15 protein-coding genes are annotated in these 13,540 nt (G+C 68.9%); 9 read left to right on the top strand and 6 right to left on the bottom strand.

From position 1 onward, the window contains the following. Positions 1 to 95: 95 nt before the first annotated feature. On the bottom strand, positions 96 to 371 hold the full coding sequence (locus ACQPYY_RS12670; protein WP_433593872.1) for a hypothetical protein: 276 nt from the start codon (positions 369 to 371) through the stop codon (positions 96 to 98). Positions 372 to 572: 201 nt separating this feature from the next. On the opposite strand from ACQPYY_RS12670, the gene ACQPYY_RS12675 reads away from it, so the two are divergent. From ACQPYY_RS12675 to ACQPYY_RS12685, 3 genes are read left to right on the top strand one after another with little or no spacing between them, the layout of a single operon-like run. Further along, a complete protein-coding gene (locus tag ACQPYY_RS12675) occupies positions 573 to 941 on the top strand; it encodes a DUF952 domain-containing protein (RefSeq protein ID WP_433594636.1) in 369 nt (122 codons plus the stop codon). A gap of 55 nt (positions 942 to 996) precedes the next feature. After that, positions 997 to 1,479: a cation:proton antiporter regulatory subunit gene (locus tag ACQPYY_RS12680; protein WP_357283060.1), complete on the top strand. Its 483-nt coding sequence runs from the start codon at positions 997 to 999 to the stop codon at positions 1,477 to 1,479. A 5-nt stretch (positions 1,480 to 1,484) separates the two neighbouring features. Then, positions 1,485 to 2,672 carry a cation:proton antiporter gene (locus ACQPYY_RS12685; RefSeq protein WP_357283061.1) on the top strand — a complete coding sequence of 396 codons (1,188 nt, stop codon included), beginning with the start codon at positions 1,485 to 1,487 and terminating at the stop codon, positions 2,670 to 2,672. Here the strand turns inward: ACQPYY_RS12685 and ACQPYY_RS12690 are convergent. Together ACQPYY_RS12690 and ACQPYY_RS12695 are read right to left on the bottom strand one after the other, a co-directional pair. Further along, the gene (locus tag ACQPYY_RS12690) at positions 2,571 to 3,470 is read right to left on the bottom strand and encodes a rhomboid-like protein (RefSeq protein ID WP_433593873.1); all 900 of its coding nucleotides are present in this window, start codon (positions 3,468 to 3,470) and stop codon (positions 2,571 to 2,573) included. The two genes, ACQPYY_RS12685 and ACQPYY_RS12690, sit on opposite strands and share 102 nt — an antisense overlap. A gap of 31 nt (positions 3,471 to 3,501) precedes the next feature. Beyond that, the gene (locus tag ACQPYY_RS12695; protein ID WP_433593874.1) at positions 3,502 to 3,633 is read right to left on the bottom strand and encodes a hypothetical protein; all 132 of its coding nucleotides are present in this window, start codon (positions 3,631 to 3,633) and stop codon (positions 3,502 to 3,504) included. 153 nt (positions 3,634 to 3,786) lie between these two features. Between ACQPYY_RS12695 and ACQPYY_RS12700 the strand changes: the two genes are divergently transcribed. Next, positions 3,787 to 4,371: a YdcF family protein gene (locus ACQPYY_RS12700; RefSeq protein WP_433594637.1), complete on the top strand. Its 585-nt coding sequence runs from the start codon at positions 3,787 to 3,789 to the stop codon at positions 4,369 to 4,371. A gap of 38 nt (positions 4,372 to 4,409) precedes the next feature. Here ACQPYY_RS12700 and ACQPYY_RS12705 read toward each other — a convergent pair whose 3' ends face one another. Further along, a complete protein-coding gene (locus tag ACQPYY_RS12705; RefSeq protein WP_433593875.1) occupies positions 4,410 to 5,999 on the bottom strand; it encodes a Na+/H+ antiporter in 1,590 nt (529 codons plus the stop codon). 121 nt (positions 6,000 to 6,120) lie between these two features. Beyond that, positions 6,121 to 7,083 carry an MHYT domain-containing protein gene (locus ACQPYY_RS12710; RefSeq protein WP_433593876.1) on the bottom strand — a complete coding sequence of 321 codons (963 nt, stop codon included), beginning with the start codon at positions 7,081 to 7,083 and terminating at the stop codon, positions 6,121 to 6,123. 352 nt (positions 7,084 to 7,435) lie between these two features. Here ACQPYY_RS12710 and ACQPYY_RS12715 point away from each other — a divergent pair, with 352 nt between their 5' ends. Further along, positions 7,436 to 8,302 (top strand): alpha/beta fold hydrolase, encoded by an 867-nt coding sequence (locus ACQPYY_RS12715; RefSeq protein ID WP_433593877.1) that lies wholly within the window; start codon positions 7,436 to 7,438, stop codon positions 8,300 to 8,302. A gap of 110 nt (positions 8,303 to 8,412) precedes the next feature. Continuing rightward, positions 8,413 to 8,766 carry a VOC family protein gene (locus ACQPYY_RS12720; protein ID WP_357283067.1) on the top strand — a complete coding sequence of 118 codons (354 nt, stop codon included), beginning with the start codon at positions 8,413 to 8,415 and terminating at the stop codon, positions 8,764 to 8,766. A 20-nt stretch (positions 8,767 to 8,786) separates the two neighbouring features. Here the strand turns inward: ACQPYY_RS12720 and ACQPYY_RS12725 are convergent, their stop codons facing one another. Next, the gene (locus ACQPYY_RS12725; protein WP_379096963.1) at positions 8,787 to 9,644 is read right to left on the bottom strand and encodes a DeoR/GlpR family DNA-binding transcription regulator; all 858 of its coding nucleotides are present in this window, start codon (positions 9,642 to 9,644) and stop codon (positions 8,787 to 8,789) included. Positions 9,645 to 9,800: 156 nt separating this feature from the next. Here ACQPYY_RS12725 and tal point away from each other — a divergent pair, with 156 nt between their 5' ends. The 3 genes from tal to fgd are packed head-to-tail and all read left to right on the top strand — an operon-like array spanning position 9,801 to position 13,530. Then, a complete protein-coding gene (gene tal, locus ACQPYY_RS12730; protein WP_433593878.1) occupies positions 9,801 to 10,919 on the top strand; it encodes a transaldolase in 1,119 nt (372 codons plus the stop codon). Further along, positions 10,916 to 12,529 (top strand): glucose-6-phosphate isomerase, encoded by a 1,614-nt coding sequence (gene pgi, locus ACQPYY_RS12735; RefSeq protein WP_433593879.1) that lies wholly within the window; start codon positions 10,916 to 10,918, stop codon positions 12,527 to 12,529. Before tal ends, pgi begins: the two co-directional genes overlap by 4 nt. After that, positions 12,526 to 13,530, top strand: a complete 1,005-nt coding sequence (gene fgd / locus ACQPYY_RS12740) for a glucose-6-phosphate dehydrogenase (coenzyme-F420) (protein ID WP_379096972.1) — start codon at positions 12,526 to 12,528, stop codon at positions 13,528 to 13,530. The genes pgi and fgd overlap by 4 nt, the downstream gene beginning before the upstream one ends. Positions 13,531 to 13,540: the final 10 nt, after the last annotated feature.

A 13,540-nucleotide genomic window follows, 5' to 3' on the forward strand; every position in this document is an offset into this window, starting at 1 on the left:
GCCGCGCTGACCAGCATCGACGCGCCGAAACCTACCGGAGCTGGTTCAGGGTCGGTAGGGAGTTCCGGTAACTCCGCGCACGGATGGCCGAACCATCACCCGACGCCGCGCGCACTGTCACGACCGCGCCGTCGCGCCTGCCTAAGGCACCGTCGCGATCGCACCGCGTGGCGGCCGCGGTGGGCGCGGCCGAAGTGTCCGGGCGACTGGCCCTTCCAGGACAGATTCGCCTGGGGGAGTGGGGTTTCCAAGGTGACGGTCTGGAATTCCATGCGGGACCGCGGCATCGAGAAGCGCACGTCCTCGACGCCGAAGACCGCGCCGAACATCTCGTAGATGGGGTGGGTGTCGAGAGAGAGCTCGACGCGCACGGCGGGGACGCGGGTCGGAATAAGGTCCTGCTGGACGGTGGCGATGGCCGCCGGTCGCCGCGGGACGCGCCGCCGCCCGCCTCGCCCCCGCCCGGGTCGCCATCAAACGACGTCGGCCCGCAGGTGGCCCGGCCCCAGCCGTACCGAGTCGCGCCGAGCCGATGCGGATCGGCCGCCCTCGCCTAGATTGGACGGGTGGGAATCGAACAGGACACGACACCGGCCACCCTGCTGCACATCTGCTCCCGCGACGAATGGGAGAGCGCCCGCGCCGCAGGCGAATACCGCGCGCCGTCGCTGGCCGAGGCCGGATTCATCCACCTGTCGGCCCCGTACCAGGCGCACCTGCCCGCGAATCGCCTCTTCGCCGGCCGGACCGATCTGGTGCTGCTGCACCTGGATCCCGCCGCGCTCGGTTCGCCGGTGAAATGGGAGCCGGGTGTGCCCACCGATCCGGATTCCATGCTGTTCCCCCACCTGTACGGCCCGCTGCCGCTGGCGGCCGTCACCGCGGTGACCGATTTCGTGCCCGGACCCGACGGCGGCTTCGCCCCGCTGGAAGCGAACTGATCACGCCCCGGACGCAGCTCCCCGCGATTCGAGCGGGTTGTCCTAATCTGGACCTGTGAACGTCGATGTGACTGCCCTGCCCGGTATCGGTGTCCGCAAGGACTTCGAAGTCAGATCGGGCCGGCGGATCGGAGTCGTCGCGCACCGGGACGGCGGAATCGACCTCATCGTCTCCCAGCGCGACGACCCGGACGCCTGTATCGCGCAGGTGCCGCTGACCCCGGACGAGGCCGCGGTGCTGGCCAACCTGCTGGGCGCGCCGCAGCTGGTGCAGCAGCTCAGGGAAGAACACTCCGACCTACCCGGGATCACCACCCGGCAGCTCAGCGTCAGCGGGAGCTCGCCGTATCGAGGGCGCATGCTCGGGGAGACCGCCATGCGGACCCGCACCAAGGCGTCCATCGTCGCGATCATGCGGGCGGGGCAGGTACAGCCGTCGCCGGGTCCGGATCAGGTGCTCGACTCCGGGGACATCCTGGTCGTGGTCGGAACTCCGCACGGGCTGGACGCGGCCGCTCGCATCCTGGCCGACGGCTGAGCCCGGTGGACTCGACCGGCCTAGCCCTGTTCGAACTCGGCGCGATCTTGTTCGCGCTCGGCATGCTGGGCCGGCTGGCCGCTCGCTTCGGCATGTCGCCGATCCCTCTCTATCTGCTGGGCGGCCTGGCCTTCGGTCAGGGCGGCATCGTGAAGATGAAGGCCGCCACCGAATTCGGGCACATGGCCGGCGAGATCGGCGTGGTCCTGCTGCTCCTGCTGCTCGGGTTGGAGTACACCGCCGCCGAGTTGGTGACCGGTCTGCGCCGCTCCTGGGTGGCGGGTCTGCTCGACATCGTCGCCAATGCCACGCCGGGCGTGGTGGTCGCGCTCATGCTCGGGTGGGGCCCGGTCGGCGCGGTGACCATGGGCGGCGTCACCTACATCTCGTCCTCGGGCATCGTCGCCAAGGTGCTCAACGACCTCGGGCGGCTCGGTAACCGCGAGACGCCGGTGGTGTTGTCCATCCTGGTGTTCGAGGATCTGGCCATGGCGGTGTATCTGCCGATCCTCACCATGATGCTGGCCGGGCTGAGTTTCGCCAGCGGACTGCGATCGCTGGCCATCGCGCTGGTGGCGATCACCGTGGTGCTCATCGTGGCCCTGCGTTACGGCCGCTACGTGTCGGCCATCGTGGACAGCAACGACCGGGAAGTGTTCCTGCTCAAGCTGCTCGGCGCGGCGCTGCTGGTGGCGGGCGCGGCTTCGGCGCTGAAGGTGTCGGCGGCGGTCGGGGCGTTCCTGCTCGGCATCGCCATCTCCGGATCCACCGCCCAGGAGGCGGCCAAACTCCTCGAACCCCTGCGAGACCTGTTCGCGGCCATCTTCTTCGTGGCCTTCGGGCTCAATACCGACCCCACCGCGATTCCGCCGGTTCTGGGCTGGGCGGTGCTGCTGGCCGTCGTGACCGCGCTGACCAAGATCGGCACCGGGTGGTGGGCGGCCTCGCGGCAGGGGATCCGGCGGATGGGCCGGGCGCGCGCGGGCGCGGCGTTGGTGGCGCGCGGCGAATTCTCCATCGTCATTGCCGGGCTGGCGGTTTCGGTGGGTGGGGTGGATCCACGGCTGGCGGCGCTGGCCTCGGCCTACGTACTAATGATGGCCGTGCTCGGCCCGATCGCGGCCCGCGTCGTCGAGCCCGCCATCCGGCTGGTCCAACGCGACCGCGGGCGGATCGATCCCGTCCCCAGCTGAATTCGCGTTGTTTCCGGCCGTATCGGTGGGTCGCGTCCCACCGGTGGCGGCCGGATTCCGCTTCGCCGCCTTGCGCTCGCGCACCGCGATCAGCCGGTGCGAGAGCGCCACCGCGACCGCGCCCACCGCGAAACCGATGAGCAGCGCGAAGAAATGGCCGTAGTCGGTGAACGTGCGCCCGTGCCACACCCCGTACCCGTACCAGACCAACATGGCCAGCGCCCACATCCAGCGGGCCGGACCCCGCAACCGGAAGGCCAGCACCGCCAGCATGGCCGAGATGCCGTAACTGGGGCCGACGTCCGAGGCGAACGCCACCCGGGTCGGGATCAGCTGCTTGTCCAGTTTGTGCGCGATGCCGAGCACCGTGATCAGGGTCGCCCCGACATGGCCGATCGCCACCACCACGATCCAGCGCAGCGAACCCAGCCACCGTTCGGCCAGCGCCATCAACGTGATCAGGATGACGATCTCGCCCCAGGGGAAGCCGCCATCGGTCCAGAAGGCCGAGGCCACCAGCACCTGGATCGGATCCCGCTGCATATTGCGCAGATTCGTCGAGGCCGAGAAGATCAGCCGCCGGCCCACGATGTCGCTCGCCCCGCGCAGCGTCCACCAGGTGATGAACAGGGTGAACGCGTAGGCGATACACGCCGGGGTGACCGCGAGCAGATCGCGATAGGCCTGGATCCCGCGTCGCACCCGATGCGGCTGCGCCCACCACTGGACGAGTGCGCCGAACCGCTCACCCAGGTCAACGGTCCGCAGCCAGGGCGGCTGATAGGTGCCCAATGCCATTGCGTCATGCTAACCCGAGGTCAGGGCCCGGTCAGTGCATCGCCGCGACCCGCCTGCGCACCGCGACCGGCGCGATCGAGCCGTATTCGGCCACGGTCACGGCGGTGCCGCGCTCCATACCCGATCCATGACCGGGGTCGCAGTCGCCGCGAGCCGCGATCACGGGTCATGAGCACCTGCGCGGATCGTGCTCGGCCCGGGGCGATGGCGGCGCGGCGGCGGGGGACTACCGTCGATGCGGTGCGCGGGCATTCGATCGGCCGGTGCGCGAGTATTCGATGCTGGAGCCGTTGTCAGGAGGGGTGACCGGGTGCGGATGTTTCGGGGCGTCGTGCTGTGGGCCGGGGCCGTGGTGGTGGCGCCGTTCCTCGGATTCACCGGATACACCCTCGGGCGGGCCCGGCGGGCGCCGCGGCCGGGCGCGGAGGTGGTGGTCGTGCTCGGCTGCCGGCTGCGCGGCGACAGGGTCTCGCCCATGCTGGCCCGGCGGCTGGATCGGGCGCTCGAGGTGATCCGGGACGAGCGGGGGCGCAGGCCGCTCGTGGTCGTTTCCGGCGGGCAGAGCGGCCGCGATACCGTGCCGGAGGCGATGGCGATGGCTGATTACCTTGTGGCGCACACGATTCCGGCGACGGGCATCGTCGCGGAGAATCGGTCCCGGAACACCGAGGAGAATCTGCGGTTCACCGCCGAGGAACTGGACTCGCTCGGCATCGACCCGCGCGTGGCGCGAATCACGGTGGTCACCAGTGATTTTCACGTATTGCGTACGCGGCGGCTGGCTCGGCGGCTGGGGTTGCGGGCCGAAGTCACCGGGGCGCGGACCACCCGTCTGCTGACCCGCAAGTCCTTCGCACGCGAATTCGTGGCCGTCCTCGTCTCGCTGGGCCGGAACGGATAGTCGCGCGATCAGGTGTGCCGGCCTGCGGCGGGGGCTGCTCAGTTGGCCGCGCCGCGCAGGTCCAGACGGCGCATCACCCGGTCCACCACATCCGGCGGGACGCCGGGTTCGCGGCGGGCGGCCAGAGCTTCGGCGCGGCCCGCTTCCAGTACGTCACTGGTGATGGCCCGCATCTTGGCGGTGAAGGCGATCGCGCGGTCGGTGGCCATGCGGGCATTGCTGTCGGCGGCCTCGGGGTCGGCGTGGGCGAGGCGGCGTTCGAAGCCGGACCGCAGCCGGTCGTAGACCTCTTCGGGCAGGTGCTCGGTCTGTGAGATCTCTTCCAGGCGTGCGAGTTCGGCCTGCAGCACCCGGGTCCAGAGCTCGCGTTCGATGACGCGTTCCGCGCCGGTGTCGGCCCGCACGCCGGTGGCGCGCACCACCGCGGGCAGGGTCGGGCCTTGCAGCAGCAGCGTGAACAGCACGACCGCGAAGGCCGTGAACAGGATCTCGGTGCGGCCCGGGAACGGTTTCCCGGTGTCGGTGGTGAACGGAATGGCCAGCGCGAGCGCGACCGTCGCCACCCCGCGCATACCGGCCCACCAGGTGACCAGGGTCTCGCGCCAGTTGTAGGGCTCGTCGCGATCGCGGGCGCGCCACCAGGATTGGAAGAGCTTGGTGGTGATCAGCAGCCAGATCAGTCGTAATCCCACCACCACCGCGATGACGACGGCGGCCCCGCCGAGGAAACGCGGCCAGTCCGGTCCGGAGTCGCGCAGCACCGTGCTCAGTTCCAGTCCGATCAGCCCGAACGCGAACCCGGTGACCAGCATTTCGGTGATCTCCCAGAAGGAGTCGCCGACCAGGCGGTAGTCGCTGTCGCCGAAGTCGGTGGCGGCGTCGGTCAGGTACATCGAGCACACCAGCACCGCCAGGACCGCCGACCCGCCACGCGATTCGGAGAACCCGTACGCCGCGAACGGCAGCAGCAGCCCGAGCGCGACCCGCCACGGGGCCTCGTCGAGCCGTTGCATGAGTTTGCTTCCGGCCCAGCCGAACAGCAGCCCCACCGCCGCCCCGACCAGCGCCGACACCCCGAAGTCGAGCAGTGCGCCCCAGGCGGAGAAGGTGCCCGACACCACCGCCTGCACCGCGACCGTGTACAGCACGATCGCGGTCACGTCATTGAACAGCCCCTCGCCCTCGAGCACCGCGACCAGTCGCCGCGGCAGCCCCAGCCTGCCGGCCAGCGCCGACACCGCCACCGGATCCGGCGGCGCCACCAGCGCGCCCAGCGCGACCGCCGCCGCGATCGGGACGGCCGGATACCAGAGGTGGAAGGCCCAGGCCACGGCCACGGTGGTGACGATGACCAGCACCACGGCGCGCAGGCTGATGGCCGCCCAGTTCTCGGCGAACTGCCGCCACGAGGTGCGTCGCGCGGCCGCGTACAGCAGCGGCGGAAGGACCAGCGGCAGAATCAGTTTCGGTTCGATCTGGATATTGGGGACCTGCGGGATGAGCGCGAGCACCACGCCGAAGGCGGTCATCAGGACCGCCGGGGCCTGGCCCAGCCGTCGTCCGAGCGGCTGCGCGAGGATGGTCGCGAACAGGACCGCGAAGATCAACTCCAGCTGATGGTGGTCCACGGCCCTCAGTTTGCTGTGGATGCGCCTGAAAGTCGAACACCGCAGACCGATTCTCAGCGAACGCGACCCGTGATTCTCAGGCTGCCGGGCAGGTGGTTCTCAGCCTGCCCGGCCGGGCGGTTCAGCCCGCGCGGTAGCGGTCCGAATGCCAGTCGCCGGGGACGGCCATCTCGTGACGGCCGGGCGCCTGATAGTCGGCGGCGGGCGGATACAGGCCCGCCGTCCGGTAGTCGTGCGGTACGGGTTCGTCCTGGCCCGAGCCGCGCGCGGCGGCCGCCGAGCCGGCCTGCAGCGACCAGCCGGGACGGTGTTCCGGGGCGGGCCGGGTTTCCGGCATGGGCCGTGCGGGACCGGGCATCATCGACCGTTCGTCCACCTCGGTGAGCCCGACGTGGATGAGCAGCACCAGCGTCACCATGCTGACGCTGATCATCAGTGGCGCCAGCAGCTCCATCGCGCCCGCGCCGTGCGGGGTCTCGGCGTGGTCCATGTGGTGCGCGTTCATCGACGCCATGCCGGTGTAATGCATGCCGCACACCGCCACGCCCATGATCAGGGCCGCGCCGATGGTCGCCCAGATGCCCGTGATGACCAGGGTGAACCACAGCGCGACGGTCGCCGCGACCACCGCGATCACCATCGACAGCGTGACGATCCAGACGTCGTAGCCGATCATGGCGTCCGACTTCATGGCGTACATGCCCGAATAGTGCATCGCGCCGACGCCCAGGCCGGTGACCGCGCCGCCCGCGAACAGCGAATAGCGGCCGAACGGCTCGCGCGCCACCACGAACAACCCGGCCCACACCACCAGGATCGAGATCACGGCGCTGAGCAGGGTGAGCGGTACGTCGTAGCGGATGACGGCGCCGCGAATGCTGAAGCCGAGCATCGCGATGAAGTGCATGACCCAGATGCCGGTGCCGCCGATCGCGATCGCCGCCGAGATGAGCCAGCCGCCGCGCCCATCCCCTGTCCGAGCGCGCGCCGTACACCGCAGACCGAGCAGCGATCCGGTGACGGACATGATGTAGGCCAGGACGGGGGTGATCCATCCATAGCTGAAGTGGTGAATTTCCAGCACTCGAACTCCATTGCCAGAACAGGGGTTTCGCAATCGCAGTCGCGACGGGGGCACACTACCGGGCATGATTCGAATTGGGAAATTGAAAGGGAATGTTTCATCTAAATTAATTCCGGCTGGGACGTTTCCGGGTGGACAGCAACCTGCTGGTTGCCGGAATGTCATGTCCCCGTGCGACTTTGGCTGGTGCGACCGATTCGAATCATGTGTCATACGCATGACGACTGGGCAGATTCTGTGGCGTAGTTATCATTCGGCAGCATTGTCGGCGAACGGCTTTCGCCGCGACGCCGGATCGTGTCGCGTAGCGTGCCGATCCGGTAACCCTTCGTTCACGGCCCAGGGGCGGCGCATGACCACGCGACTGACGACATTCACCAATGACGGACTCGCCTTCGATGTCGTCGACGAGGGTCCGCTCGACGGCGTCCCGGTCGTGCTGCTGCACGGGTTTCCGCAGACCGCCGCCCAGTGGGCGCGACTGACGCCGCACCTGCACGAGCGCGGCTACCGCACCATCGCGCCGACGCAGCGCGGCTATTCGCCCGGGGCCCGGCCGCGCGGCCGGGCCTCCTACCGGGTCAGCGCCCTGGTCTCCGATATCGCGGCGCTGATCAGGACCCTCGGCGCCGGGCCGGTCCATCTGGTCGGGCACGACTGGGGTTCCACGGTGGCCTGGTCCACGGCCGCCACCCATCCGCATCTGGTGCGCACCCTGACCTCGGTGTCGGTCGCGCATCCGATGGCGTTCATGCGGTCGATGGTGAGCAGCACCCAGTTCTTCCGCACCTTCTATATGGTGCTGTTCCAGCTTCCGTGGCTGCCCGAAGCCGTGATCACAGGACTCTTCCGGGCTCTCGACGCGCCCGGCAATCCGGAGCGCCGGGTGCGCGCGCTGGCCGTGTCCGGCATGGACGAGGACCAATTCGACCGGCTCGCTCGCGATGTCATCGCCGCCGGGGCGCTGCCGTACGCGCTCAACTGGTATCGCGCCATGCTCATCGTCGACCCGCGCGAGACGACGCGGAAGATCACCGCCCCCACCACGCACGTCTCCAGCACCCGGGATCCGTTCATCGCCGCCAAGTCCGCCGCCCTCACTCCCGATTACATGGCCGCGCCCTTCACCCATGAGATCCTCGACGCCACCCACTGGATCCCCGAGGAACGCCCCGCCGAACTCGCGGCCCTCATCGCCGCGCGCGCCGCCACCGCCTGAACCGGCCGCCCCGCACGCGTGTCGTTGTCCGATCCCGGTGGCGCGCAACGGTCATTATGAGGGGGACCGTGCCGGGTGCGCACCCGGCCGGAACCGATCAGGAGGCTGTAGTGAGCGACCACGAAGTGAAGATGATCATCCTGTCCACCGATGACCTGGACGAGTCGATCAGCTTCTACACCGAGACCCTGGGCATGCCGTTGAAGTTCCGCGACGGCGCGCATTTCGCGGCGATCGACGGCGGGCCCATCACCCTGGCGCTGGCCACCGCCGTCGACCACCCGATCCACGGGCAGGTGGTCGTGGGCATCAAGACCGCGGACGTGGACGCCGCGGCCAAGGCGATCGAGGCCGGCGGCGGCGGCATCGTGACCGCGCCCTACAACGACGCGCACGAGCGCCGCGCGGTCGTCTACGACAACAAGGGCAACGGTCTGGTCTTCTACAGCCCGCTGCCGAAGTGACCGCCGGCTACCGCACCGAACTACTCCGCCGCCTCGCCTGACTCGCGCGCGGTCTTGCCGCGCGAGGCCAGGGAGGCCGCCGCCGCGACGGTCGGCCAGGGCTTGGGTCGCGGCGGCTTGGTGACGTCGGCCCGAATCAGATGGTCGCCGTAGGGTTTCGCGGCCTCCTCGTCGAGGCCGTGATCGGTGATGAGGGTGTGGATCTCGTCGAGTCCGGCGACCCGGGCCAGGGCGCGGTGGCCGAACTTCGAACTGTCGACGACCACGGCGGTGGAGCGCGCGGTCGCGATCATCGCCCGCTTGACCGGAACCTCGAGGGTGTTCGTATTGGTGATCCCGGCGTTCGTATCCACCGCGTCCGCGCCGAGGAATGCCCAGTCCGCCGCGTAATCGCGCAGGAACTCGACCGTGCGGTCGCCGGCGAGGGTGTAGACCGAGCCGAGCAGTTCGCCGCCCGCGACCAGCAGCCGGAAGCGTTGCAGGCCCGCGATGTACTCGGCGATGCGCAGATCATTGGTGATGACGGTGAGATTCTCGCGGCGGCTCAACGCGACCGCGACCTCGTAGGTGGTCGAGCCGCTGTCGAGGATCACCGTGTCACCGTCGGCGACCAGGCCCGCGGCCACGCGCGCGATGGCCGACTTCTCCTGCAGCCGTGTGTTTCTCTTCGCCGAATACGGCAGATCCGAGGTGACGCCCGGGATGGGCCGCGCGCCGCCGTGGGTGCGCTGGATCTGGCCGTCGCGTTCGAGCGCTTCCAGGTCACGGCGGATGGTCGAGGTGTCCACTCCGAGCTCGCGGGCGAATTCCTTCGCCTCGACGTAGCCGTCGGTGGTCAGCCTGTCGAGGATCTGACGCCGGCGGGTGCTGGAGAGCAACGGACCTCCTGAAGGGTTGTCGAGCCATCGTCGCCGTCTCGGATGGTACGCGATCCTGCGCGAAACATTGACAGCAATCGGCCCCGGCTGCATGATTTCGTGCAACATCTGCTCGAAAACGAGCAATCGCAGACTGTGTATGGCAGAGGTATTCCTATGAGTGATCCGTTGCAGCTCCTCGCCCGAGAAGGTGTCTCCCTCTGGCTGGACGACCTGAGCCGCGGCCGGATCGAATCCGGTGGACTGGCCGAATGGGTCGAGCGGGGCATCACCGGCGTGACCACCAACCCGGCGATCTTCGAGGCCGCCCTGCGCGGGTCCGAGCAGTACGGCACGCAGCTGCGTGAATTCGCGCAACTCGGCATGGGCACCGCGGACGCCGCACGCATCCTCACCAGCTGGGACGTGCGGGCCGCCTGCGACGTGCTGCGGCCGGTGCACACCGCGACCGACGGGCTCGACGGCTACGTGTCCCTCGAAGTCGATCCGGCGTGGGCGCACGACACCGATCGCACGGTGAGCGAAGCGGTGCTGCTGTCGTGGCTGGTCGACCGGCCCAATCTGATGATCAAGGTTCCGGCCACGCCCGCCGGACTGCCCGCGATCACCGCCATCCTGGGGCGCGGGATCAGTGTCAACGTGACGCTCATCTTCTCGCTCGGGCGGTATCGGGATGTGCTCGACGCCTTCCAGGCCGGGCTGGAGCTGGCGCGCGAGAACGGGCACGACATCGCCCGGATCGCTTCTGTCGCTTCGTTCTTCATCTCGCGGGTGGACTCCGAGGTCGATGTCCGGCTCGACGCGCTGGGCACTGACGCGGCGCGGGGGGTGCGTGGCCGCGCCGCCATCGCGAACGCGGTGCTCGCCTACGAGGCGTTCGAGCAGACGCTGCGCGGGGAGCGCTGGGCGGCGCTGGCCGCGGTGGGTGCGCGGCCGCAGCGGCCGTTGTGGGCGTCGACGGGGGTGAAGGATCCCGCCTACGACGACACCCGCTACGTGGTGGATCTGGTCGCGCCCGGGACCGTGAACACCGTGCCCGAGCCGACTCTCGCGGCGGTCATCGATCACGGCAAGGTGGTCGGCGACCAGGTCACCGGCCGCTACGACGACGCGCACCGGGTGTTCGCGGAGCTCGACGTGCTCGGCATCGACATGAACGACATCTCCGCCAAGCTGGAGCGGGAGGGCATCGCCAAGTTCCAGCAGGCATGGCGCGAGCTGATCGCCGGCGTCGAATCGGCGCTGGCCGATCGTGGCGCCGCGGTGCGGGGATGACCGGCTCCCCGGCGTGGGCGCGGCTGGCCGCGCACCGCGAAGAGTTTGCGGGAGAGCGGATCTCGGAGCTGTTCGGGCGGACGCCCGATCGGGGTCCGGCGATGACCGTCGAGCACGACGGGATCGTGCTGGACTATTCGAAGAATCTGGTCACCGGTGAAACCATCGACCTCCTGGTCGAACTCGCCGCCGAACGTGGCCTGGCCGCGGGCGTCGAGGCGATGTTCACCGGTGCGCCGATCAATGTCACCGAGCGGCGCGCGGTGCTGCACACGGCGTTGCGCGCGCCCGCGGACGCGGTGGTGGAGGTCGACGGCGTCGATGTCGTGCCCGCCGTGCAGCGCACCCTCGAGCGGATGGCGGGGTTCGCGCAGGCCGTTCGGTCGGGGGAGTGGCGTGGGGCGACGGGGGAGCCTATCGAGGCGGTGGTCAATATCGGGATCGGAGGTTCGGATCTCGGACCGGCGATGGCGTGCCTGGCATTGCGTGAATACGGCACGGGCACACTGGAATCGCGATTCGTCGCCAATGTGGACGGGCATGATCTGACCCGGGCGCTGCACGATCTCGACCCGGCGACGACGCTTTTCGTGGTGTCGTCGAAGACATTCACCACCGTCGAGACTCTCGCCAATGCGCGGGCGGCCCGGGATTGGCTGGTCGACGCGCTGGACGATCCTGCCGCTGTGGCCAAGCATTTCGTCGCGGTGTCGGTGAACGCCGCGGAGGTATCGTCCTTCGGCATCGATCCGGCCAATATGTTCGAGTTCTGGGATTGGGTCGGCGGGCGTTACTCGCTGAGCTCGGCGATCGGACTGTCGGTGATGATCGCGATCGGCGGTGAACAGTTCCGGTCGTTCCTCGCGGGCGCGCATTCGATGGACGTCCACTTCCGCACCGCGCCGGCGCATCGCAACCTGCCGATCCTGCTCGGGCTGCTCGGGATCTGGTATCGCAACTTCTGGGACGCCCAGACGCACGCGGTGCTGCCCTACGATCAGCGGCTCGCCCGGCTGCCCGCGTATCTGCAGCAGCTCGAGATGGAGAGCAACGGCAAGTCGGCCGATCGGGACGGGAATCCGGTCGCTGTCGGCACCGCGCCGATCGTATGGGGCGAGCCCGGCACCAATGGCCAGCACGCCTTCTTCCAGCTGCTGCATCAGGGAACCATCACGGTCCCTTGCGATTTCATTGGCGTCCTCACGCCCGCGCATGATCTGATCGGGCACCACGACCTGTTGATGGCGAACCTGTTCGCCCAGTCGCAGGCGCTGGCCTTCGGGCGCGCCGGCGACGACGCGGGGGAGTACCGCGTGTTTCCCGGCAACCGGCCGAGCAGCACCCTCCTGCTGGATGAGCTGACCCCATATTCGCTGGGCGCGCTCGTCGCCCTGTACGAGCACAAGGTGTTCACGCAGGGATGGATCTGGAACATCAACTCGTTCGACCAGTGGGGCGTCGAACTCGGAAAGATCCTCGCGACACGCCTTGTCGACGATATCGAGTCCGGATCCGCACTGTCACATGACAGTTCGACCAATGCCCTCATCGAACGTTACCGCCGCCTGCGCAAGGCGGCCGATCACCCTGAGAAAGCGGTACCGCGATGACCCTGAAGATCGGCTACAAGGCCTCCGCCGAGCAGTTCGGCCCCCGCGACCTCGTCGAATACGCCGTGCGCGCCGAGGAGTTGGGCCTCGACAGCGTGGTCGTCTCCGACCACTTCCTGCCCTGGCGGCACAATGGCGGGCACGCGCCCTTCGCCTTGTCGTGGATGTCGGCCGTCACCGAGCGCACCAGCCGCGTCCAGATCGGCACCAGCGTCCTCACCCCGACATTCCGTTACAACCCCGCCGTCATCGCCCAGGCCTTCGCCACCATGTCGCTGCTGTCCAACGGGCGCGTCATGCTGGGTGTCGGCACCGGGGAGGCGCTCAACGAGATCGCGGTCTCCGGCCGGGAATGGCCGGAATTCAAGGAACGCTTCGCCCGCCTGCGCGAAGCCGTCAGCCTGATGCGCAAACTCTGGACCGAATCCGATGTGTCGTTCGAGGGTGAGCACTTCACCACCGTGAAGGCCAATATCTACGACCGCCCCGAGCAGCCGGTCCCCGTGTACATCGCGGCGGGCGGCCCGGTCGTCGCCAAGTACGCGGGCCGCGCCGGCGACGGCTTCATCTGCACCTCCGGCAAGGGCATGGAGCTCTACAACGACAAGCTCATGCCCGCCGTCGCCGAAGGCGCGGCCGCCGCCCACCGCGACCCGTCGACCATCGACAAGATGATCGAGATCAAACTCTCCTACGACCGCGATCCCGAACTGGCCCTGGCCAATACGCGTTTCTGGGCGCCGCTGTCGCTGACCCCCGAGCAGAAGCACAGCGTCGACTCCGCCGTCGAAATGGAAGCCCTCGCCGACCAGCTCCCCATCGAGCAGGTCGCCAAGCGCTGGATCGTCGCCTCCGATCCGGACGAGGCGATCGCGGGCATCAAGCCGTACCTCGACGCGGGCCTGAACCACCTCGTCTTCCACGGCCCCGGCCACGACCAGGAACGCTTCCTCACCCAGTTCGCCACCGACCTCCTCCCGCGCCTGCGCGAACTCGGCTGAGCCACCACCG

Origin of the sequence: Nocardia sp. CA-145437 (genome assembly GCF_050956485.1) — a bacterium.
Classification (GTDB): domain Bacteria; phylum Actinomycetota; class Actinomycetes; order Mycobacteriales; family Mycobacteriaceae; genus Nocardia.